The sequence below is a fragment of the Variovorax sp. V93 genome, assembly GCF_041154485.1.
In the GTDB taxonomy this organism is placed as follows: Bacteria; Pseudomonadota; Gammaproteobacteria; order Burkholderiales; family Burkholderiaceae_C; genus Variovorax; species Variovorax beijingensis_A.
This window is the reverse complement of record NZ_AP028670.1, coordinates 134,107-155,749: the sequence shown is the minus strand read 5'-3', so window position 1 is coordinate 155,749 and position 21,643 is coordinate 134,107. Positions and strand designations below refer to the sequence as shown.

The window sequence follows — 21,643 nt, the reverse complement described above, 5'->3', positions numbered from 1 at the left end:
GCCGCGTCCCATGCTGTGGGACTATTCTGAATGAGGGGTGATCGACAAGGGTTGTAAAAGCTCTTGTGAAAGCCAAAATGAAAGCGCTTCCATAAACAAGCATCCAACAAGCGAACCCAGCGCACAGGAGACAACCCATATGTTCCGCAGAACCCTTCTTGCCGCCCTGGCCGTCGCCGGCCTGCTGGCCGGCGCAGCCCACGCCCAGGATGACTACCCATCGCGCCCGGTGAAGCTCATCGTGCCGTTCCCCGCGGGCGGCACCAGCGACATCATGGGCCGACTGATTGCCGAGGTGCTCGGGCGGCAGCTCAAGCAGCCGTTCATCGTCGACAACAAGGGCGGGGCGGGCGGCGCCATCGGCACCGAGCAGGCGGCCAAGGCGCCGGGCGACGGCTACACGCTGCTGCTGTCGGGCATCGGCAGCAACGCGATCATCCACGGCTTCTCGCCCAGGCCGCCGTACGACTCGAACCGCGACTTCGTCCACGTGTCGCAGCTTGCGGCCGGGCCCAACGTGCTGGTGGTGAACCCATCGTTCCCGGCGAAGAACTTCAAGGAGTTCATCGCATGGGTCAAGGCCAACCCGGGCAAGTTCAGCTACGGGCAGGTCAACGCCTCGTCCGGCCACGTCACCACCGAGTACCTCAAGCAGGTGGCGGGGCTCGACATGGTGGGCATTCCGTACAAGGGCAGCGCACCCGCGCTCAACGACGTGCTGGCCGACCAGATCCCCGGCATGTTCACCAACCAGGATTCGGTGCTGCCGCACATCAAGGCCGGCAAGCTGCGCGCCTTGGCCGTCACCAGCGCGCAGCGCAACCCGCTGTTCCCCGACGTGCCCACGGTGGCCGAGTCGGGCTACCCCGGTTTCAGCGCCGTGTCGTGGACCGGCCTGTCGGCGCCCAAGGGCACGCCGAAGGCCGTCGTCGACAAGCTCGAAGCCGCCATGGTCAAGGGCTTTGCAGACTCGGCCGTGCGTGCCAAGCTGGAAGCCAATGGCTTCGTGGTGGTGGCCTCGCGCTCGGTCGACTACACACGCTTCGTGCAGGACGAGACCGCGCGCTGGACGCAGGTGGTGCAGAAGGCCGGCATCAAGCTCGAATGAACCTCGCGCCTTTCCCTTTTCTTCCTTGTTCCCATTTCCGAAAGTGACCGTATGAAAGCCGTCGAATCCAACATCGTTTCCTATGCCAAGGTGGCTGAAGGCGCGCGCACCGCGGCCGATGCGGCCGACCGCATCGACTGGATCAAGCTCTCGCTGACCTACCTGCCGCTGGCCACGCCGGTGAGCGATGCCAAGGTGCTCACCGGTCGCCAGAAGCCGCTGACCGAAATCGCCTTCATCTTTGCCGAGGTCCGCACGCGCGACGGCCATGAAGGCATCGGCTTCGGCTACTCCAAGCGCGCCGGCGGCCCCGGCATGTACGCGCATGCCAAGGAGCTCGCGCCGAACCTGATCGGCGAAGACCCGAACGACATCTCGCGCCTGTTCACCAAGCTGCTGTGGGCCGGCGCAAGCATGGGCCGCAGCGGCCTCACGACGCAGGCCATCGCCCCCTTCGACATCGCGCTGTGGGACTTGAAGGCCAAGCGCGCGAAACTGCCGCTGGCCAAACTGCTGGGCGCCGAGCGCGACTCGGTGCAGTGCTACAACACCTCGGGCGGCTACCTGCACACGCCGCTCGACCAGGTGCTCAGGAACGTGGCCATCTCGCGCGAGAGCGGCATCGGCGGCATCAAGCTCAAGGTGGGCCAGCCCGACCTGGCCATCGACATCCAGCGCGTGGGCGAAGTGCGCAAGCTGCTCGGCGATTCGTTCCCACTGATGGTCGATGCCAACCAGCAATGGGATCGGCAGAAGGCCACGCGTGCCTGCCGCGCGTTCGAAGGCTTCGACCTGACCTGGATCGAGGAACCGCTCGACGCGTACGACTTCGAGGGTCACGCCCAGCTCGCCGCGCGTTTCGACACCGCCATCGCCACCGGCGAGATGCTCACCAGTTTCGGCGAGCACGCGCAGCTCATCATGGCCGAGGGCAGCGACTTCATCCAGCCCGACGCGCCGCGCGTGGGCGGCATCACGCCCTTCCTGCAGATCATGAACCTGGCGGCTTTCAAGGGGCGCAAACTGGCACCACACTTCGCGATGGAAATCCACCTGCACCTGGCCGCAGCCTACCCGATCGAGCCCTGGCTCGAACACTTCGAATGGCTGGGCCCGATGTTCAACGAGCAGATGCACCTGAAGGACGGGCGCATGCACCTGTCGGACCGTCCGGGCCTGGGCTTCAGCCTGAGCGAGCAGGCACTGAAGTGGACGACCGAGACGCAGGAGTTCGGCAAGCAGCCCTGAGTCTGCCGCCACCGCCGCCGCGTCCCAGCGGGTGGGGATTTTCGGCCATTGCGCCCGCGGGGCCGTACGCCGCGGCCGCGCGGGCCTCCTAGCATCAGCGGGCCGCAGGGCGTCGTCAGTCGCCCCGATCGCGCATCCACAGGAGACACCATGATCGACCGACGCACTTTCACCATCGTCAGCGCCTGCCTTGCAGGCACGCTGGCATTTGGCAGTACAGCTGCCCACGCGCAAAGCGACACACTGGCACGCATCCAGCAAGCCAAGAAGATCCGCATTGCGCTCGACCCCAGCATTCCGCCCTGGTCGTTCAAGAACGACAAGCTCGAGATGAGCGGATCCGAATACGAGACTGCCAAGATGCTGGCTGAGGATCTCGGCGTGACGCTGGAGATTGTGTCGACCAATGGCGCCAACCGCATTCCGCAGCTGATCACTGACAAGGCGGACATCGTGGTGGCTGCGATGACGATTACCGCCGAGCGGCAGAAGGTCATCGACTTCTCGCTGCCGTACTCGGGCACGACCACCGCGGTCTCTGCGCCGCGCGGCATGGCCATCAAGACCATGGCCGATCTCTCCGGCAAACGCGTCGGCGTCGCGCGCGGTACCTCGATGGACACCGACTTGACCGCCGCCGCTCCGAAGGACGTGGAGATCGTGCGTTTCGAGGACGAGGCGACCACGCTGACCGCGGTGCTGAGCGGCCAGGTGGACATCGTCGCGCAATCGGTCACCCTCAACGAGACCGTCAACAAGCGCAATCCGGCGAAGGCGCTGGAGACCAAGATCGTGCTGCGCAACAACCTGCACGGCATCGGCATGCGCAAGAACGAGGCGCGGCTCAAGGAATGGGTCGACCAATGGGTGAGGACCAACATGGCCAATGGCAAACTGGCTGCAGTGTTCAAGAAGAATCAAGGCATCGACCTGCCCGCTGCGGTAGCACAAGCTGCGCGTTAGGCGGACGGTGGCGTGTGCGTCCCGCCATCTGGTACAGCTGGCGGAGCCGAGTGCGCGGCGCTCTCCGGCATGGACAGCTGCGTTCGACAATTGCGACACCCCGCGACGCGGGCTCAACCGAGACCTTTTCAAGTATGAAACGTATTGCCATCACGGGCGCCGCAGGACTGGTCGGAACCGGCCTGCGCGCGCAACTGCTCAAGCGCGGCTACCGCGTGCTGTCGCTGGACATCAAGCCGATCCAGGACATCGCGGCCCATGAGGAAGCTGCCGTCGTCGACATCACCGACCAGGCGGCCATGACACAGCAGCTGCGCGGCTGCGACGCCGTCGTGCACTTGGCGGCCTGCACCACCGACGCCCCCTGGCCCGAGCAGGTCAAGCTCAGCGTCGAGGGTTGCATCAGCGTGTTCGATGCCGCGCGCGATGCCGGCGTGCGCCGCGTCGTCTACGCCAGCTCACACCACGTGGTGGGCCTGCACCCGCGCGCGCCGCACGGACCGCGCATGGGGGACACCGCCATCCTGCGGCCCGACAGCCGCTACGCCGTGGGCAAGGCCTTCGGCGAGTCCCTCGGCGCGCTGTACGCCTACAAGTACGGCATGCAGGTGCTGGCAGTGCGCATCGGCAATGTCAACACGCGGCCGATCGACCGGCGCCGCCTGGGCAGCTGGCTCAGCTGGCGCGACCTGGGCCAGCTGGTGGCCATCGGCATCGAGCATCCGGACATCGGCTTCGACATCGTCTACGGCATTTCCGACGCCGAGGGCCGCCACTACGACAACGCCACGGCCTACGCACTGGGCTATGTGCCGCAGGACAGCTCCGAGGGCTGGGACGAACAGGTGCTGCGTGACGATCCGCTGCCCACGCCCGGCAGCGCCGCGGCGCTCGCCGCGGCCGAGCTGACGCTGGGCGGCCAGTTTTCGCAATCCGAATACGAAGGCGACACCGATCGGCTGCTGCCGCGCACGAGGAGCGCCGCATGAAGATCGCGCACATCGAAGTCATCGAGGCGGTCATTCCGTTCGACGACGGCGGCAGCGGCCTGGGCATCACGCCGGGCCGCTGGGACTCGCTCGAGTTCGTGCTGGTGCGCGTCGAGACGGACACCGGCCTTGTCGGCTGGGGCGAGTGCTTTGCGTATTCCTGCCGCGCCGCGGTGGCGGCGGCCGCGCGCAGCATGGTCGCGCCCTTGCTGCAGGGACGCGAGCTGCCGGCCACGCCCGAGGCGCTGACGCTGGAGCTGCAGCGCCGGCTGCACCTGTTCGGCCGCTACGGCATCACGATGTTCGCCATTTCCGGCTTCGACATCGCGCTGTGGGACATCGCCGCCAAGGCGCAGGACAAGCCGCTGCATGCCCTGCTGGGCGGCGCGCGGCGCAGCGAGATCCCGGCCTATGCGAGCCTGGTGCGCTATGGCGACGCCGAGCTGGTGCAGAAGTACTGCCGCGAAGCCGTTGCCCAGGGCTACCGCTACATCAAGCTGCACGAGATCGAGCCCGACATCCTCCGTGCCGGCCGCGCCGCCAGCGGGCCGGGCATCGGCCTGTCGGTGGACGTCAACTGCGCCTGGTCGACCGAGCAGGCCCGGGAGCGTATCGCCGTGCTGCGCGAGGTGGATGCGATGTGGGTCGAGGAGCCGGTGTTTCCGCCGGAGGACATCCGCACCCAGGCGCAATTGAACAGTGCGTTCCCGCTCGGCGCCGGCGAGAACGCCTGCACGCGCCACGAGTTCGCCCGCATGCTGGAAGCAGGCGCCGTGCGCTTTGCCCAACCCTCGGTGATCAAGGTCGGCGGCATCACCGAGTTCGTGGCCGTTGCGGCCCTGGCCGAGGCGCAGGGTGTGACGATGATGCCGCATTCGCCGTATTTCGGCCCCGGCTACTTCGCCACTCTGCAGCTCGGCGCGGGCCTGGCGGGCGAGCCGCTGTTCGAGCACCTGTACGTGAAGCCTGGAGCCGACCTGGCCGAGGGCGGCACGCCGCTGCCGGTGCGCGGCACGGTGCGCATTCCGCAGGTGCCGGGCCACGGCTTCGTGCCCGACGCGCAAGTGCTGGCGCGCTACCGCGTCTGACCCTGTGAGCATGGCCGCTCCCGCACACAGGGAGCGGCCGGGCGGCTTCAGCCGCCTTTCAGGAGTTCGGTCGGCAGGTCCGTGCCGTGGAACTTGCGGTAGATCGCGTTCAGCTTGCCGTCGGCCATGTGGCCCTTGACCCATCGGTCGAGATAGGCCTTCAGTTCCGTGTCGTTCTTGCGCAGGCCGATGCCCACCGGGAACTGCGCGAAGATGAACTTGGGCTCGATCTGGCGGGCCGGGTTGCGCGCGGCCACGGCCGTCAGCGTCGCCGGCTCCTGCACCACGATGTCGACCTGGCCGCTGGCCAGCGCCGTCATGTTGGTCGACTCGTCGTCGAAGCGCAGCACCTCCACGCCGAGGTCCTTGGCCTTCTTGGTCAGTTCCACGTCGCCGGTGGTGGCGCGTGTGACGCCCACCCGCTTGCCCTTGAGGTCGGCCTCGCTCTTGAGCACCACGTTCTTCGGCGCGCCGACGATCTGCACAGCGCTGGCGTAGGGCTGCGAAAAATCGATCACCTTGAGCCGCTCGGGCGTGATCGAGAAGGTCGACAGCACCACGTCGGCCTTGCGCGTCTGCAGGAAGGGGATGCGGTTGGGGCCCGTCACCTCGACGATCTCCAGCTTCACGCCCAGGTCGGTGGCCAGCAACTCGGCGGCCTCCATGTCCGAGCCGGTCATCTTGAGCTTGTCGTCCTTGTATCCCCATGGCGGGCGGCCGAACTCCAGGGCCACCTTGAGGGTCTTGGCCTGGCGGATGGCAGCGAGGGTGTCCTGCTGCGCGTGGGCGGGCCGGGCACCGGCCAGCAGGCAAGCCGCGCCGAGGGCCGCCAGGGGAAAAATGTGTCGCCGAGAAATCACGGTTGCTCCTTGTGTAGAAATCAGGCGTCGGCGCTGACGAACTGCGCCAGCTCGGGCGTGGAGGGCTTGCGCAGGATGTCGGCGGTGCCGCTCTCGTGCACCTTGCCGTCGCGCATGTAGATCACCTTGTGGGCCACGTTGCGCGCAAAGGCCATCTCGTGCGTGACCAGCACCATGGTCATGCCGTCCTTGGCCAGCTGTTCCATAACGCGCAGCACCTCGCCGGTGAGCTGCGGATCGAGCGCGGAGGTCACCTCGTCGAACAGCATCAGCTTGGGTTCCATCGCCAGGCTGCGGGCGATCGCCACGCGCTGCTGCTGGCCGCCCGAGAGCTGCTCGGGGTAGGCCGACATCTTTTCCTGCAGGCCGACCTTGGCCAGCACCGCGGCGGCGATCTCGCGGGCCTCGGATGCCTTGATGCCCTTGACCGTGCGCGGCGCCAGCGTCACGTTCTGCTCCACCGTCAGGTGCGGGAACAGGTTGTAGCTCTGGAACACGATGCCCACGTCGCGGCGCAGCCTCTTCACGTCCAGGCGCGGGTCGTGCAGCGCATGGCCGCAGACCGTCAGCTCGCCCTGGTCGATCGTCTCCAGCCGGTCCATGCAGCGCAGCGCCGTGCTCTTGCCCGAGCCACTCTGGCCGATGATGGCGGCCACCTGGCCCCGTTCCACCTCGAAGCTCACGCCGCGCAGCACATGGTTGGTGCCAAAGGTTTTGTGGATGTTGCTGAGTTCAACGACGGCTGACATTGAGCTTCCTTTCGAGCTTGCGGGCCTGCCGGGACAAGGGATAGCAGACCGCGAAATACAGAAGACCGGCCAGCCCGAAGTACAGGAATGGCTGGAACGTGGTGTTGTTGAGGACCTTGGCGTTGTAGGAGAGCTCGGTGAAGCCGACCACCAGCGAAGCGACCGACGTGTTCTTCACGATCTGCACCATGAAGCCCACGGTGGGCGGCGTGGCCAGCCGCAGGCCCTGCGGCAGCACCACCAGCCGCATGCGCTGCCCGCGCGACAGGCCCAGGCATTCGGCAGCCTCCCACTGCGACTTGGGCACGGCCTCCAGGCAGCCGCGCCAGATCTCGCCCAGGTAGGCGCCGGCGTAGAAGGTCATGGCCAGCGTGGCCGCGAACAGCGGGTTGACCGATTGCATGCCCAGCAGGCTGGGGCCGTAGAAGCACAGGCCCATCAGCACCAGCAGCGGCAGGCCCTGCATGAACTGGATGTAGGCCTGCGTGGCGCGGGCGACCAGGCGCAGCGGCGAGATGCGCGCCAGCGCGATGACCAGGCCGAACAGGCCGCCGAACAGGAAGGTCAGCAGGCTCAGCAGCACTGTGCCCCACAGGCCCTGCAGCAGCGAGCCGATGTATTGCATGTTCATGGTGCGGGCTCCTTCAGATCGGCGTGCCGAGCTTGCGCCGGCGGGTGAACAGCGCCAGGTTCAGCAGCCAGAAGGTCGCGCGCAGCAGCATCGACAGCGCCAGGTACACAACGCCAAGCACGACGAACACCTCGAAGTTGCGGAAGGTGTCGCTCTGCACGCGGTTGGAGATGCCGAACAGTTCCTCGACCCCGACCGACGACAGGATGCTGGAGGCCAGCATCAGCAGCACGTACTGGCTGGCCAGCGACGGGTACACGCGCTCCATGGCCGGGCGCAGCACCACATGCAGGTAGACCTGCGTGCGCGACAAGCCCAGACATTCCGCCGCCTCCAGCTGGCCCGGCTGGATCGAGTCGATGCCCGCGCGCATGATCTCGGTGGTGTAGGCGCCGATGTTGACCACCAGGGCGATCGTGGCGCCCACCAGGATCGGCAGCCGCAGGCCGATGCTGGCCATGCCGAAGATCAGGAAGTAGCTCTGGATCAGCAGCGGGGTGTTGCGGATGGCTTCCACATAACCGGCCACGATGCGTTGCAGCCAGGTCGGCCCGCTGGTGCGCGCGATCGCGCACAGCGTGCCGAACAGAAAGCCGATGACGGTGGCAAAGAAGGCCAGCCGCAGCGTGACCCAGGCGCCTTCGGCGAACAGTGGCCAGAACGCCAGCACAGCGCCGAAATCGAATTCGTAGTTCAAGGGGTGGACCTCGGGTGAGGCCGCTGCGTGGCGCGGGGCCGGCAGCGGAGAAGAAGGAAGGCAGTGCTCATGGTGCGAGGGGAGGGCGTCCCACCATCCGGACAGGCGGTGGACGACGCGTGCCGGGAATGCTAAAGAGCACCCCGGTGTTCAGGGCGTTCAGGGTTAACCCGAGTCGCCCTGGATCGTCCCGTTGGGTGGGACGAAACCCCTTGCGCTGGCGTGCGGGGCAGCGCTCAGGAAGCGGACTTGAGCACCGCCGCTGGCAGATCCGCGCCTTGGTGCTTGCGGTAGATCGCCTGCAGCTTGCCATTCTTGAGCTGCGCCTGGATCCAGCGGTCGATCCACTCCTTCATGCGTGTGTCGCCTTTGCGGAGACCGACGCCGAACAGGGATTCCTGCAAGGGCAGCTTGGGCTCCAGCTGGCGCGCGGGCGCCTTCTGGTTGATCAGCGCGATCAGCGTGGTGGCCTGCGCGATCACGTCCATCTGGCCGCTGACCACGGCGGTCATGGTGGTGGCCTCGTCCTCGAAGCGCACGATCTCGGCGCCGGGCGGCGCGAGCTTTGTCACGTCGGTGTCGTTGGTGGTGCCGCGCGTGACGGCGATGCGCTTGCCGGCCAGGTCCGCCGGCGTACGGATGACCATGGACTTCGGTGCGGCGACGAACGTGGAGATGCCGGAGTACGGAATGGAGAAGTCGATCGTCTTCAGGCGCTCGGGCGTGATGGTCATGGCCGAGATCACGATGTCGGCGCGGTTGGTGATCAGCAGCGGAATGCGGTTCGCGCCGTTGGTGGTCACGATCTCCAGCTCCGCGCCCAGGTCCTTGGCCAGCAACTGGGCGGTCTCGGCTTCCGAGCCGGTCACCTCCAGCTTGTCGTTCTTGTACGACCAGGGTGGTACGTTGAGGTCGATCGCGATGCGGATCTTGCGGCTCTCCTGCACTCTGGCGAGCGTATCGGATTGGGCCAGGGCGGCAGGCGCCCACAGGGTGCACGCGGCGGCGCACAGGGCGCCGAGGAGGCGGCCGGAATGGCGCATGGTCATGGCAGTGTCCTTGATGTCGGTTCGGGTTGGGTGTCAGGCGCCTGCGGCGCGCGCGACGTCGGGCGACAGGTCGGCGTTGTGGTGCTTGCGGTAGATGGCATTGAGCTTGCCGTTGCGCAGGTTCTCGCGCACCCAGTCGTCCACGCGGGCCTTCAGGCGTGTCTCGTTCTTGCGGATGCCGATGCCGGTGAGGTTGGTCTTGACCACCAGCTTGGGCTCCATGGCCAGCTCCGGCCTGCGCTGGTTGACCGGGGCCAGCAGGGCGGGCGCTGTGCAATAGAACTCGGCCTGGCCGCTGAGCACCGCGGTGATGGCGGTCGCATCGTCGTCGAAGCGCACGACCTCGGTGCCGGGCTTGGCGGCCTTGGTCAGCTCGGCGTCGTTGGTGCTGCCGCGCACCACGGCCACCTTGCGGCCCACCAGGTCGTCCATGCGAGCCAGCGGCGTGGCACGCGGTGCGCCCACGATGACCTGGATGCCGGAATACGGCACCGAGAAATCGATCACCTTCTCGCGTTCCGGCGTGATCGACAGCGTGGAGATCACCAGATCGGTCTTGTCGGTCAGCACGTACGGGATGCGGCTCGCTGGATTGGTCGGCACGATCTCCAGCTTGAAGCCCAGGTCCTTGGCCAGAAGTTCGGCGACCTCGACCTCCGATCCCGCGAACGCGAGCTTGGCGTCCTTGGCGGAGTAGGGCGGCGCGGCCGGGTCGATCGAGATGCGCAGCACGCCGCTCTTGGCGATGCTGTCCAGCGCGTCGGCATGGGCTGGCGCCCAGGCGACGCCGGCGAGCGTGCAGGCGAGGGCGGCCTGTAGCCAGGTGCGGCGCAGGTTGGGTATGGGACTGTGGTGCATGTCTTGTCTCCTGGTCGTGTTGTCGGTGAAAGGGAAATGGATTCAGGCCGCCTGGGTGTCGCGCTGGTTCAGGGCTTGCGGCAGCGGCAGGCCACAGGCCGAGGCGTATGGCGCCAAGCCGTCGAGGATGGCCTGGTCCAGCGCCACACCTTCGGCCAGTGCCGTGCGCTGGCGCGCCATGGCCCGATCGCCGGGCACGCGCACGCGGTCGAGGCCGGAGCGCGGTGGATTGGCGTGGCAGGCTTCGATCAGCCAGTCGGTCTCGTCGGTGAATGCGCAGCGGCCACCGAAGGCCGCCGGATCCAGCACCTGCAGGAAGGTGTTCATCACAGTGCCGGTGGGGCCGTCGCGGCGGCCGTAGCCCGACAGGCCCTGCGTCAGCGACTCGACGAGCAAGGCCATGGCGTAACCCTTGTGGCCGTGGTCCAGGCCGCCGACGGGCAGCAGGCTGCCGCCGCCCTGCAGCAGCACGGCAGGGTCGTCCGTGGGCTCGCCGTGTGCGTCCATCACCCACTGGCCCGGGAGCCGGCCGCCGGCCTTGGCCACCTGCGTCGAACGCTTGATGGTGGTGATGGAGCAGCTGATGTCCAGCAGCACAGGGTCGCCGCCGCTGGGCATGCCGGCGGCCAGCGGGTTGGGGGTGAACAAACCGCGCGTGCCGCCAAAAGGAGCAACGCCGCTGTGCGCTGGGCCCGAGCAGGCCAGAACCACCATCAGCCCGCGCTCGGTCAGGCGCGGCAGGTATGTTGCCAGCGCACCGGTGTGATAGCCGTTCGCGATGGTGCAGGTGACGACGCCGTGCGCCTCGATGCGCTCCAGCGCCACGTCGATCGCGCGGTCGATGAGCCAGGCGCCCGGCAGGCGCCGGCCGTTCCAGGCCACACAGGCGCCGCGGTCGGACAGCACCTCGGGCTCGCCGTGCAACGCCATGGCGCCGCTGTGTGCCTCCTGCAGGTACCAGGGGGCGATGGCCAGCCCGTGAGTCGTGTGGCCCATCATGTCGGCCGTGACCAGCGAGCGCACCACGCTGTCGATCTTGTCGGGCGCGAGACCGGCCGCCTCGAACAGTTGGCGCGCGAACGCGCGGACAGCGGCGACGTCGTAACGCAGGCTGTCGCTCACAGAGCGCCCCTGCCGGCGGCTTCGTCGACCATGTCGAACAGCGAATACTTCGGCGCATAGCCCAGCAGCGCGCGCGCCTTGGCCGCACTGCCGTGCGTGCGGCCCAGCTCCACGGGGATGCGCGCCTCGACGTAGCGCCGGCCGGTGGCCTCGGCCAGATAGGGAATGAACTCCGCCAGGCTGACCGGCGTGGCGGGCGCCAGGTTGAAGGTCTCGCCGATGGCCTCGGGCTTGTCGTGGATCAGCAGCAGGCCCTGCACGATGTCGCGCACGTCGACCAGCTCCTGCGTGTGCGGCTTGCCGTCGGCGTCGCGTGCCAGTAGCAGCGGCTCGTCGGGCGCGACCAGCGGCTCCAGCACGTCCAGGATGCTGCGCAGTTCGGCCTGGCTGGTGGCGCCCGCATGGTGCGTGCTGCTGGCCTTCAGGCTGCGCACGCGGCCGTTCACGTAAAACGCCGCGCTGGAATATTCGCCGTTCGGGTCCAGCAGCTCGTGCGCAGCCTCGATGTGCGAGAAGACCGCCGTGCTGATCTTCAGATTGGGCTCGGAACGCGCATAGAACGCGGCCATGTCCTCGCCCAGCAGCTTGCTCAGCCCATAGAAGGTGTAGGGCTCCCGCGGGTGCAGTTCGTCGGTCGGCCGGTAGCGCGCGAAGCGCGTGGGGTAGACCTGATCGCTCGACGCGAACACCAGGCGCACCGGCCGCCTGGCGGACTGCTCCGCAGCGGCGCGCAGCACGTTGTAGGTGCCCACGACGTTGGCGCTCCAGATCAGGTCGCGCGCCTGCGGCTGGAACGAGATGGCAGCCGCCATGTGGAACACCGCATCGGCGCCCTCCATGGCCTGGCGTACGACGGGGAGGTCGGCCAGGTCGCCCACCACGCAGTCGATGCCGGCGTCGCGCGTGGCCGCCAGGTTGCGGTCCTGCGGCAGCGCCAGCGTGCGCACGCGCCAGCCCCGTTCCAGCAAGGCGCGCGCGAGCGTGCCACCGACGCGCCCCGTGGCGCCTGATACGAAAACCTGCATGGGATGTCTTCCTTCGAGTGTGTTGAACCGGCCCGCACTGTAGAAGGGATGCCATCCAATTAATATTGAAGAAATTTCCGGATTTGATACGCAATGGTTATCAGCAGAGACGACGCGCAAGAGCAGGCCGCGGAGCGCGCGCGGCATCGCCTGGTGGGCCGCTTGCGGCTCAAGCATCTGCGCCTTATCGACGCGCTGGCGCGCACCAGCAGCCTGCGGCAGGCGGCAGTTGCTATGAGCCTCACGCAGCCGGCGGCCACCAAGATCCTGCAGGACCTGGAGGATGTGCTGGGCGTGCAGCTGTTCACGCGGCGCGCGCGCGCGATCGAGATCAACGACTTTGGCCGCTTCGTCGCCGTGTATGCGCGCCGCGTGCTCGGCGAGACGCAGCGCTTCGGTGCCGACCTGGACACGCTGGTGCGCAGCGGCCACGGCACGCTGACCATCGGCGCCATCATGGTGACGGCGGCCGGTCTGCTGCCGGCGGCGGTGCTGGAGCTCAAGAAGACACGGCCCGCGGTCTCGGTGCGCATCGTCGAGTCCTCCAGCGACCGGCTGCTGGCGGACCTGGGGAAGAACGAGTTCGACTTCGTGCTCGCGCGCTTCGTGCGTCCGCAGGACAGTTTGCAATTCGAACTGCTGCCGCTCAGCGACGAGCCGCTGTGCATCTTCACGGGGCGCGATGGCCCTGTCTCGCAGCGCTCGCGCAGCCTGGCCGACCTGCATGGCCTGTCCTGGGTGATCCAGGATTCGCCCACGCCGACGCGGCGCTTGCTGGAAGCTGAGTTCGGCGGCGAAGGCCTGGGATTGCCGGCCGACCTGGTGCGCGTATCGTCGGTCTACACCATGCTCAACATGGTCGAGAAGGCGGGCATGGTCGGCGTCCTGCCGCGCGCCATGGTCGACAACGAAGGCGAGCGCTTTCGCGTCTTGCCTGTACGGCTGAAAAGCGCGCTGTCGCCCTACGGCATCGTCACGCGGCGTGGCATGGAACTGACATCGACTGCGCAGGACATGATGGCGATCCTGCAGCGCCTGGCGCGCAAGAGGCCGCGCCGCGGTTGATGGCACGGCGCGCGCCGATCATCCCAGCACGATGTCGAGCTGCCCCTGCAGCTGCGCGCCGGGCGCCAGGATGCGGGTGCCTGTGCCCGTCGCGCCGCGTGCGTGCAGGTTGAAGCCATCGGGCAGATGGCTGACCGGCTCGATGCAGACGTGTGGTGCGTTCGCGGGCCGGTGGATGACGAGCTGGTCCATCGCGCCGCTGGCGAGCAGCCGGACGGGTCTGGCCTGCGCAGAACGGATATCGAGCGTGCCGGACCAGTCCGCAATGAAGTGCGTGACCTCGCCAGCCGCGAAGTCCGCTGCGCCCACCGTCCAGGGGCGGCGATGTCTGCCATCGGCCGCGGGCTCTCGCGGCAGGTAGTCGGCGTCGAACGGCCAATCGGGGCCGGCATCGAACCGCACCTGATTGTCGGCCCGGTGCACGAAGTACGGGTGCAGGCCCACGCCGCCCGGCATGTCCGCGTTGCCGGTGTTGCGCAGTGTGAGCGCGATGCGCACGCGGCCCGGGTCCAGCGCGACGTCCATGGTCGCCTCGAATGCCCACGGCCAGTGCGTGTCGGCGGCGTGCATGTAGACCAGGCTCGCCCGGCTCGCATCGCACGCCAGCAGTTGCCAGGGCCGGCGCTGGGCGATGCCGTGCAGTGTGTGGGGGCTGCCCGCGTGCGGTGTCAGCGCCCAGTCGCGATCGGCGTGCCGCAACCGGGCATCGCGGATGCGCCCGTTGTAGGGCACGAGCGGGTAGATGCCTCCCTTGGCCCATCGGTCAAGGTCGGCGTGCTGCTCGGGGTAGAGCTGCAGTATCTGCTGCAGCGTGCCGTCCGGCGCGGCCAGCGTGCAGGCGGTGATGCGCCCGCCGGCGGCAGGCAGCAGGCGCAACTCGGCGCGGCCGACGCGCAGCCTGACGGGGTTCATGGCCAAGCCGCGCTCAGGGCTGGCGCACAGCGCCATCGACCATGCGCCACAGGCCCAGCGGATTGGCCTGCTGCAACGCGGCGGGCAGCAGCGCGTCCGGCAGGTCCTGGTAGCACACGGGGCGCAGGAAGCGCTCGATGGACTCGGCGCCGACCGAGGTGAACATCGCGTTCGAGGTGGACGGGAATGGGCCGCCGTGCACCATCGCGTGGCAGACCTCTACGCCCGTCGGGAAGCCGTTGACCAGGATGCGGCCAGCCTTGCGTTCGAGCACAGGCAGCAGGCGGCGCGCGTCCGCATGGTCGGCGGTGTCCAGCTGCAAGGTCGCGGTCAGCTGGCCTTCCAGTTGCTCCGCCACCTGCAGCATCTCCTGCATGTCGCGTGTGCGAACGACGATGGCGGCGGGGCCGAACATTTCTTCGCGGAGCGTGGGCGTGGCCAGGAACCGTGCGGCATCGGTCACATACAGCGCAGCCTGCGCGGCGTTGGGCCGATCGCCCGCCCCGCCCCCCAACACCGCGGTTTCCACGCCGGGCGTGGCACCGACTTTCTGCGAGCTGGTCTGGTAGGCCGCGTGGATGCCGGGCGTGAGCATGGTCTGCGCCGGCGTGGCGGTCAACGCATCGTGCGTGGCCTGCAGAAAGCCGGCAAAGCCGGGGCCGTCGCAGGCCAGCACAAGACCGGGGTTTGTGCAGAACTGGCCCGCGCCCAGGGCGAGCGAGGCGGCAAAGCCCTTGCCGATGGATTCGGCCCGCTCAGCCAGCGCCGCCGGCAGCAGGAACACGGGGTTGATGCTGCTCATTTCGGCATAGACCGGGATGGGCTGGTGCCGTGCGTTGGCGATCTTCTGCAGCGCCAAGCCGCCCTGGCGCGAGCCGGTGAAGCCGACGGCCTGGATCGCCGGGTGGGCCACCAGCGCCTCGCCGATCTGGCGGCCGGCGCCGATCAGCAGCGAGAACACGCCCTCGGGCAGGCCGTGGGCCTGCACCGCCTGCTGCAGCGCGCGGCCCACCAGTTCGGACGTGCCCAGGTGCGCGCTGTGCGCCTTCACGATCACGGGCGCGCCCGCGGCCAGCGCGGCGGCCGTGTCGCCGCCGGCCACCGAAAAGGCCAGCGGGAAGTTGCTGGCGCCGAACACCGCCACCGGGCCCAGCGGCAGCTTGGCCAAGCGCAGGTCGGCGCGCGGCAGCGGCTGGCGCGTGGACTGGGCCGGATCGATCGTGGCCTTGAGGAAATGGCCGTCGCGCACGACCTTGGCGAACAGGCGCAACTGGCTCACCGTGCGGCCACGCTCACCCTGCAGGCGCGCGATGGGCAGGCCGCATTCTTCGTGCGCACGCGTGATCAACGTGTCGCCGAGCGCCAGGATGTTCTCGGCGATTGTCTCCAGGAACGCCGCGCGCGTGGCCAGCGGCAAACTCCGATAGGTGTCGAACGCCGCGGCGGCCAGCGTGGCCGCGCGGTCCACGTCGGCCGCGTCGCCCAGGCCGAAGCTGGGCTCGGCGATCTCGGCGTTGGTGGAGGGGTTGAAGGCGCGCTGAGTGCCTGCGCTGCCGCGCACGGCGCTGGCGCCGACGAGCATGTCGCCGGTGAGGGTGATGGTAGTCATGTTAAACGGTGTAGTCGACGGCGGCCCAGTCGAAGTAGGGCTTGAGATCTGCGACCAAGGCTTGGTGCAGGGGATGGAACAGGTACGCGTCGAGCGCTGCGGCGCTCTCGACCTCGGACTCCAGCACGTAGTCCCAGCTGATCGGCCGCACGAGCTCGTTCGCGGCCACGCGCCAGTGGCGGATCGCCGGAATCTGCGCGCCCAGGGCAGCCATCCGCTCGGCCAGCGCGGCTTCGCGCGCCAGGTCCTTCTCGACGTCCGTCTTGCGGCGAAAGAGCACGACGTGGCGGATCACCTGGCAGTCCCTTCGCTCTTGAGCGCGTAGCCACGCCCGGCATAGTCGAAGTCGACCAGTTCGTTGATGGGCGTGCCCTTGTCGGCCGGCGAGGCGTAGTAGGCGCGGATCTCCTTGATCTTGCCGTTCTCGAAGTCGTACCACTCGGCGCCGCGCAGCGCCGTGCCGCTCTTGTTCTTCCAGTGCGTCCACTCGATCATGGCCTCGGGTTTGTCGTGGCTGATCAGGATGCGCTCGATGGTCCATTGCGAACCCAGCGTCTCCACGCACCAGATCCACTTCTTCGCGATGGTGTCGGCCGTGCGCCAGGGCACCTCCGGCAGGCCGGCCGGGAAGTAGTGCACCGCGTCGGGCGTGAAGCAGTCGATCAGCGCCTGGTAGTCGGCCGCATTGCAGGCGTCGAAGTAACGGCGGATCAGGCCGTCGTAGTAGTCGGGGGCGTAGTAGGTCATGTCTCTTTCCGGTTCAGCGCGCGCCGGCGGGCTGCGCGGGCTTGATCTTGGGGCGGCCGGCGGCCACCCATTCCTTATGCTGGCGGCGCGTCGCGTCGCTGGGCGGGTACAGGCCCCACAGCGCCTCGCCGGCCTGCACGCGCAGGGCCAGGTAGGCCTCGATGTCGTCGCGCTTCTCGCACAGGTCTGCCATCTCCTCGGCCAGATGCGCGGGGATCACGGTGATGTTGTCGCCGTCTCCGTGGATCACGTCGCCGGGGTACACGGCCACGCCGGCACAGCCGATCGGCACCTGCAGGTCGGCCACGTGGTGGTAGGACAGCCGCGTGGTCGCGGTCACGCCGGTGCACCAGATCGGAAAGTCCATTTCCTTCAGTTCGGTGCCGTCGCGAAAGCTGCCATCGGTGACCACGCCGCGCGCGCCGCGCATCATCATGCGGGTGATGAGCATGTTGCCCATCGAGGCGGCGCGGCCATCCTTGTTGCTGTCGATCACCAGCACGTGGCCGGGTTCAATCTGCTCCACGCCCACCCACTGCAGGTTGTCGGCGCTGGGCTCGGTCGTGAGGTTGCCGTACACGTCGACGTCTTCCCGCGCGGGAATGAAACGCATCGTGTAGGCCCGGCCTGCGAATGGTTTGATCTTCTTGTTCAACGGCGTCAAGCCGTGCAGCACCGGCTGGCGAAAGCCCTTGATGTAGAGCTGCGTGGTCAGCGAGCCGCTCGTGGCCTTGGCGAGGCGGTCGAGCACCGCATCGGGCACGAAGGGAGTGGGGGCGCGCTGGGGGATGCTGGCCAGCGGCTTGGGCAGGGACGTCGTCATGGAAGCTGTCTCAAATGGTGGGATCGGACGAGACCACAGGTCATCGCGGGGGCGGAACACTCACTGTAAGGAGACAGGTCCAAAAATAGAATGGGTTGCAGCTGCGTTGCTGCCCTGCACGACACACGCAGTACCGTTATCTGAGACAAACAGGCAAACAAGGGCTTCTCCACTATGGCCACCACTCCCGGCGAGGGCACCGGTGCCCTCGAAAAGGCACTCGACGTGCTCGACGCCATCGGTTCCTCGGCCGGAGGGCTGGGCCAGAGCGAGCTGGCCGAACAACTCGACCTGCCGCGCACCACCGTCTACCGCCTGCTCGCCACATTGGTCGCGCGCGGGCTCGTGCGGCGTGATCCGCTGCGCAAGGTCTACTGCCTGGGTTTCCGCTGCTTCGAGATGGCACGCCAGGCCTACGCCATGCCCGACCTCGTGGCGGCCGCCGCGTTCGAACTGCGCGCGCTGCGCGACCTCACGGGGGAGACGAGCTACCTGGCCGCGCTCGATGGGCGCGAAGTCATTTCGCTGGAGCGCTGCGACGGCGCGCACAGCCAGCGTTCGGCGGCCGTACTCGGGCAGCGCAAGCCGGTGCACTGCACAAGCCAGGGCAAGGCCATTCTCTCGGCCATGCCCGACGAGGCGCGCGATGCCATCGTGCGCGACGCGGTGCTGAAGCCGTTCACGCCGCTCACCATCACCGACCGGCGCCGCCTGCAGGCCGAGCTGCGCATCACCAAGGCGCGCGGCTACGCCATCGACGACGAGGAGATCGTGCTGGGCGTGCGTTGCGTGGGCGCGCCGGTGGTCGATGCGGCGGGGCAGGTGCGCGGGGCGATCAGCGTGGCGGGACCGGCGTACCGGCTCACGCGGGGGCGGCTCGAACTGCTGGGGCCCGAGGTGGCAGAGGCTGCGCGCCGCATCGGCGCTCAACTCCAAGCGGTCGGCACTGATCCAGCACCGGAGACCGAGGCGGCGGTGACGGCGCTGCCCGGCCATTGGGCATTTCATGGGGCGCATCCCCTGTGGTCTGCCGACGGCAGCCGGCTCTGGTGGGCCGATGCGCTCGCGCCTTCGGTGCATCTCTATGCGAATGGGCGGGACCGCGAACTCGCCAACATCGAGGCGCCGGTGGTCGCGCTGCTGCGCCATGGCGACGACGTGGTCGCGGTGCACGAGCGCGGTGCGCAGCGGGTCTGTGCCGACGGGCGGTCTTCGCCTTTCGCGCCATGGCTTTCGGGCCAGGTGCTCGCGGCCTGCAACGGCAAGGACGGCATCCTCTGGGCCGCGTTGGCGTTGCCTGAGGCTGGCTCGGCCATCGGCCGCCTGCGCGAAGATGGCACGCTCGACGTGCAATGGCGCATAGGCGAGCCTGTGCAGGCGCTCGGCTGGCACCCGCAGGACCAGATGCTCTATGCAACCGCCCCGGGTTCCGGCACGATCTTGAAGCTGCAGCAGGAGAGGGGCATCGTGCGCCGCCTCGCCACCGTGCCCAGAGGGTCCGGGCGCATCAGCGGCCTGGCGTTCGACGCGGCCGGTGGTATCTGGACGGCGCTACACGACGGCTGGTCGGTGGTTCGCTTCACGGCGGACGGACAGCTCGACCGGGTGGTTGGACTGCCCGTGCCGTGTGCGACCGACCTGGCTTTTGCACCGCCCGTCGAGGGCGAGGGGGAAAGGTTGGTCATCACGACCGCGCGGCACAGCGTGCCGATCGACACACTGACCAATGCACCTCTGTCAGGGCGAGTACTGTCTCTGGCCCTTTGACCAGGTACGTCCGTCTCAACCGCGGAATCGACGTGCAGAACGGTCTCGGGCTATAGGCGCTGTTCCGGCGTCCGGTTCAGGTCATCTCCGCCAGCGCTTCCCGAACGCCTTGTTCCTGTAGGGGTGAGTCCGCGCCCTCCAGGTGCAGCGCCGCCTGGGCCGGGACCGGCGTGGCGCAGTCCTTGTGGATCACGCCGTCCTTCATCACTAGCTGAACCTTCGCGGGATCTGTCAGCAGTGCAAGGTTCTGGAGCGGATCGCCGTCCACGAGAACGATGTCAGCCAGGAAGCCCGCCTTCAGCTGCCCCAGTTCGTCGGGGCGCTGCATGATCTGGCCGCCGAGCTTCGTCGCCGACATCAACGCTTCCTTCGGCGTCATGCCGACGTAGTCGACGAAGTACTGCAGGTCGTTCGCGTTGGTACCGTGCGGCATCCAGGCAAAACCGTAGTCGCCACCTGGAAGGACACGAATGCCGCGCTTGTGCATCTCGCGCAGCGTTGCCGATGCAATCTCGAGCTCCCGCTTGTAGCCCATCTGGGTGGCGACGGCTTCGGTGATCCCGTACTCGGCCGCGTTGTAGGTGGTACGAATCAGCCAGCCGATACCTGGCGCAACGAAGTGCCTGTCCTTTGCGACTTCGAGCATGTCCAGCGCTTCCGTATCCGCAAAGCTGGCGTGATACACCATCTCGATGCCGTGCCGGACGCATTGCTTCACCGATTCACTGGACCGCGCATGGGCCGCCATGCGCTTGCCATACCGCTTGGCCTCCTGGGCGAGCATCGCCACTTCGTCCTCGGCAAACGGAGACATTTCGGCCGGCAGGCCGGCAATGTACTCGCCGGACAAATTGATCTTCAGGTGATCGACGCCATACTTGATGAAGGTCCGGGCGGATCTGCGGATCTCCTCGGGTCCACTGCACACGCTGCCGAAACTCAGCTCCTCGAACTTCATGTGCGGCAAGGTGTTGTCGCCCAGCGCGCCGATGGTGGTGAGTTCCTGGCTGCCCGCGAGGTAGCGCGGCCCGGGAAACTCGCCGGCGTCGATGGCATTGCGCAGCACGACATCCAGCCGCGGCTTGGCTGCCGCCGCACCGATGGCTGAAGTCCAGCCCATGTCGAGATAGCGCTTGGCGACCCGCACGCACCACAGCATGTGTTCCTCGGGCGGCATGAACTGAATCGCGGCGAGTGAAGGCTGGTCGTTCCACGAGAAATGCGTGTGTGCTTCGGTCATGCCTGGCATGAGAAATCGACCCTTGCCCTCGATCACGCGCGCGTCGTCGGTGCTCACGCGCTTGGGCGCGCGCGCGACCTCAGCGATACGTTTGCCTTCGACCAGAACATCGCCGACATAGGCGTCCTCGCCCGATCCGTCGAAGATGCGGACATTGGTGAATGCTGTACGTGTCATGGCTTGTCTCCTCCGGCCGTGGTGCCGGAAACGGGTTGAGGGAACGTGAGCGGTTGAAAGAAAAGATCAGTGCAGCGATGCGTAGAACTGTTCGAGTTCCTGCATACAGCGCTGTGGTTTTTCGAAGGTCGTCCAGTGGCCGCAGCCTTCGAGGACCACCTGTCGCGATCCTGCGATGCGCGAAGCCATGGCGGCCACGCTGGCGGGAGGGGAGACGCCGTCCTGGTCGCCCGTGACCAGCAATGTCGGCACCTCGATCCGCTCGATCTCGGCCGGCTGCGCAGCGGCCAGCGCTTCACAGCTTTGCGCATAGCCCTCCGGCGGCTGGCGCATCACGCTTTCCCTTACCAGCGCAAGTACTGCGGGCTGCTGCGCCTTCGTGTCCTGGCTGGTGGCGCCCTTGACGATGGTGTCGGCGATCTCCTGCATGGCCGCTGCGCCGCCACGCGCGGCTGCTGCGCGCGCCATTAGGTTCGGCCGGGCCGCCTCAGGCGGCGCGACCAGCGGGCCGAAGAGCACGAGCGACCTGAGCTTGCCAGGATTGCGCACCGCGAGGTGCTGCGCAACGACGGTTCCGAGCGAGTGCGCAACGACGTGCATCGATTCGACGCCCAGGCTGGCGAGCAACGCTTCAAGAGCCGCTGAACAACCCTCGACCGAGATCGCCTCCTGAAGCAGTGGCGAACGTGCACTGCCGGGAAGGTCCGGGCGAATGAGCTTGAAATCCGACAACGCTGCAAGAAGTGGCGTCCAGGTATTCGACGAGCCGCCAAGCCCATGAATGCACAGCAGCGCGTCGCCGCTGCCGTCGACCTCGACGGCCAGGCCGTGGATAAACTGTGTCGCCATGGGACCGCTCAGACGAACTTGTTCTCGATGAAGCGTCGAGTGCCGTCGAAGAGGCAGATTGCGATGC

At 67.7% G+C, this 21,643-nt stretch carries 22 protein-coding genes; 7 read left to right on the top strand and 15 right to left on the bottom strand.

The window, feature by feature from the left end; all coding sequences use genetic code 11:
- Positions 1 to 139 precede the first annotated feature (139 nt).
- The 5 genes from ACAM54_RS26740 (at position 140) to ACAM54_RS26720 (ending at position 5,396) form a co-directional block, all read left to right on the top strand.
- The gene (locus ACAM54_RS26740; RefSeq protein WP_192324078.1) at positions 140 to 1,108 is read left to right on the top strand and encodes a tripartite tricarboxylate transporter substrate binding protein; all 969 of its coding nucleotides are present in this window, start codon (positions 140 to 142) and stop codon (positions 1,106 to 1,108) included.
- A 51-nt stretch (positions 1,109 to 1,159) separates the two neighbouring features.
- Positions 1,160 to 2,356 carry a mandelate racemase/muconate lactonizing enzyme family protein gene (locus ACAM54_RS26735; protein ID WP_369651746.1) on the top strand — a complete coding sequence of 399 codons (1,197 nt, stop codon included), beginning with the start codon at positions 1,160 to 1,162 and terminating at the stop codon, positions 2,354 to 2,356.
- Positions 2,357 to 2,506: 150 nt separating this feature from the next.
- The gene (locus ACAM54_RS26730) at positions 2,507 to 3,319 is read left to right on the top strand and encodes a transporter substrate-binding domain-containing protein (RefSeq protein WP_192324080.1); all 813 of its coding nucleotides are present in this window, start codon (positions 2,507 to 2,509) and stop codon (positions 3,317 to 3,319) included.
- A 134-nt stretch (positions 3,320 to 3,453) separates the two neighbouring features.
- Complete coding sequence (locus ACAM54_RS26725) at positions 3,454 to 4,308, top strand: NAD(P)-dependent oxidoreductase (RefSeq protein WP_192324081.1); 855 nt, start codon at positions 3,454 to 3,456, stop codon at positions 4,306 to 4,308.
- Positions 4,305 to 5,396: a mandelate racemase/muconate lactonizing enzyme family protein gene (locus ACAM54_RS26720; RefSeq protein ID WP_369651747.1), complete on the top strand. Its 1,092-nt coding sequence runs from the start codon at positions 4,305 to 4,307 to the stop codon at positions 5,394 to 5,396. Before ACAM54_RS26725 ends, ACAM54_RS26720 begins: the two co-directional genes overlap by 4 nt.
- A 47-nt stretch (positions 5,397 to 5,443) precedes the next feature.
- On the opposite strand, the gene ACAM54_RS26715 is transcribed toward ACAM54_RS26720, so the two are convergent.
- The 8 genes from ACAM54_RS26715 to ACAM54_RS26680 all read right to left on the bottom strand — a co-directional run bounded on the left by ACAM54_RS26715 (position 5,444) and on the right by ACAM54_RS26680 (position 12,387).
- Positions 5,444 to 6,256, bottom strand: a complete 813-nt coding sequence (locus ACAM54_RS26715) for a transporter substrate-binding domain-containing protein (RefSeq protein WP_369651748.1) — start codon at positions 6,254 to 6,256, stop codon at positions 5,444 to 5,446.
- Between the two features lie 20 nt (positions 6,257 to 6,276).
- The gene (locus ACAM54_RS26710) at positions 6,277 to 7,005 is read right to left on the bottom strand and encodes an amino acid ABC transporter ATP-binding protein (RefSeq protein WP_369651749.1); all 729 of its coding nucleotides are present in this window, start codon (positions 7,003 to 7,005) and stop codon (positions 6,277 to 6,279) included.
- Positions 6,989 to 7,636, bottom strand: coding sequence for an amino acid ABC transporter permease (locus ACAM54_RS26705; protein WP_369651750.1), 648 nt, complete (start codon positions 7,634 to 7,636; stop codon positions 6,989 to 6,991). The genes ACAM54_RS26710 and ACAM54_RS26705 overlap by 17 nt, the downstream gene beginning before the upstream one ends.
- A 13-nt stretch (positions 7,637 to 7,649) precedes the next feature.
- Positions 7,650 to 8,333: an amino acid ABC transporter permease gene (locus ACAM54_RS26700; RefSeq protein WP_192324086.1), complete on the bottom strand. Its 684-nt coding sequence runs from the start codon at positions 8,331 to 8,333 to the stop codon at positions 7,650 to 7,652.
- A 236-nt stretch (positions 8,334 to 8,569) separates the two neighbouring features.
- Positions 8,570 to 9,382 carry a transporter substrate-binding domain-containing protein gene (locus tag ACAM54_RS26695; RefSeq protein ID WP_225612942.1) on the bottom strand — a complete coding sequence of 271 codons (813 nt, stop codon included), beginning with the start codon at positions 9,380 to 9,382 and terminating at the stop codon, positions 8,570 to 8,572.
- A 33-nt stretch (positions 9,383 to 9,415) separates the two neighbouring features.
- Positions 9,416 to 10,240 carry a transporter substrate-binding domain-containing protein gene (locus ACAM54_RS26690; protein ID WP_192324087.1) on the bottom strand — a complete coding sequence of 275 codons (825 nt, stop codon included), beginning with the start codon at positions 10,238 to 10,240 and terminating at the stop codon, positions 9,416 to 9,418.
- A 42-nt stretch (positions 10,241 to 10,282) separates the two neighbouring features.
- Positions 10,283 to 11,362 carry an Ldh family oxidoreductase gene (locus ACAM54_RS26685; protein WP_369651751.1) on the bottom strand — a complete coding sequence of 360 codons (1,080 nt, stop codon included), beginning with the start codon at positions 11,360 to 11,362 and terminating at the stop codon, positions 10,283 to 10,285.
- Positions 11,359 to 12,387 carry an NAD(P)-dependent oxidoreductase gene (locus tag ACAM54_RS26680; protein ID WP_192324089.1) on the bottom strand — a complete coding sequence of 343 codons (1,029 nt, stop codon included), beginning with the start codon at positions 12,385 to 12,387 and terminating at the stop codon, positions 11,359 to 11,361. Before ACAM54_RS26680 ends, ACAM54_RS26685 begins: the two co-directional genes overlap by 4 nt.
- Before the next feature lie 93 nt (positions 12,388 to 12,480).
- On the opposite strand from ACAM54_RS26680, the gene ACAM54_RS26675 reads away from it, so the two are divergent.
- Entirely contained in the window at positions 12,481 to 13,452 is a 972-nt protein-coding gene (locus tag ACAM54_RS26675; protein WP_369651752.1) for a LysR substrate-binding domain-containing protein, read from the top strand.
- Between the two features lie 18 nt (positions 13,453 to 13,470).
- On the opposite strand, the gene ACAM54_RS26670 is transcribed toward ACAM54_RS26675, so the two are convergent.
- Genes ACAM54_RS26670 through ACAM54_RS26650 form a run of 5 tightly spaced genes read right to left on the bottom strand, consistent with a single transcriptional unit; the run spans position 13,471 to position 17,543 of the window.
- Positions 13,471 to 14,364 (bottom strand): hypothetical protein, encoded by an 894-nt coding sequence (locus ACAM54_RS26670; protein WP_369651753.1) that lies wholly within the window; start codon positions 14,362 to 14,364, stop codon positions 13,471 to 13,473.
- A gap of 13 nt (positions 14,365 to 14,377) precedes the next feature.
- On the bottom strand, positions 14,378 to 15,973 hold the full coding sequence (locus ACAM54_RS26665; RefSeq protein ID WP_369651754.1) for an aldehyde dehydrogenase (NADP(+)): 1,596 nt from the start codon (positions 15,971 to 15,973) through the stop codon (positions 14,378 to 14,380).
- Between the two features lies 1 nt (position 15,974).
- Complete coding sequence (locus ACAM54_RS26660) at positions 15,975 to 16,268, bottom strand: Dabb family protein (RefSeq protein WP_369651755.1); 294 nt, start codon at positions 16,266 to 16,268, stop codon at positions 15,975 to 15,977.
- Positions 16,265 to 16,720 carry a nuclear transport factor 2 family protein gene (locus ACAM54_RS26655; protein WP_192324093.1) on the bottom strand — a complete coding sequence of 152 codons (456 nt, stop codon included), beginning with the start codon at positions 16,718 to 16,720 and terminating at the stop codon, positions 16,265 to 16,267. The genes ACAM54_RS26660 and ACAM54_RS26655 overlap by 4 nt, the downstream gene beginning before the upstream one ends.
- 13 nt (positions 16,721 to 16,733) lie before the next feature.
- Positions 16,734 to 17,543, bottom strand: coding sequence for a ribonuclease activity regulator RraA (locus tag ACAM54_RS26650; protein ID WP_369651756.1), 810 nt, complete (start codon positions 17,541 to 17,543; stop codon positions 16,734 to 16,736).
- Between the two features lie 174 nt (positions 17,544 to 17,717).
- Between ACAM54_RS26650 and ACAM54_RS26645 the strand changes: the two genes are divergently transcribed.
- Positions 17,718 to 19,310, top strand: a complete 1,593-nt coding sequence (locus ACAM54_RS26645; RefSeq protein ID WP_369651757.1) for an IclR family transcriptional regulator C-terminal domain-containing protein — start codon at positions 17,718 to 17,720, stop codon at positions 19,308 to 19,310.
- A gap of 76 nt (positions 19,311 to 19,386) precedes the next feature.
- Here ACAM54_RS26645 and ACAM54_RS26640 read toward each other — a convergent pair whose 3' ends face one another.
- Together ACAM54_RS26640 and ACAM54_RS26635 are read right to left on the bottom strand one after the other, a co-directional pair.
- Positions 19,387 to 20,727 (bottom strand): amidohydrolase family protein, encoded by a 1,341-nt coding sequence (locus ACAM54_RS26640; protein ID WP_369651758.1) that lies wholly within the window; start codon positions 20,725 to 20,727, stop codon positions 19,387 to 19,389.
- A 66-nt stretch (positions 20,728 to 20,793) separates the two neighbouring features.
- Positions 20,794 to 21,576, bottom strand: a complete 783-nt coding sequence (locus ACAM54_RS26635; protein WP_369651759.1) for an alpha/beta fold hydrolase — start codon at positions 21,574 to 21,576, stop codon at positions 20,794 to 20,796.
- Positions 21,577 to 21,643 lie beyond the last annotated feature (67 nt).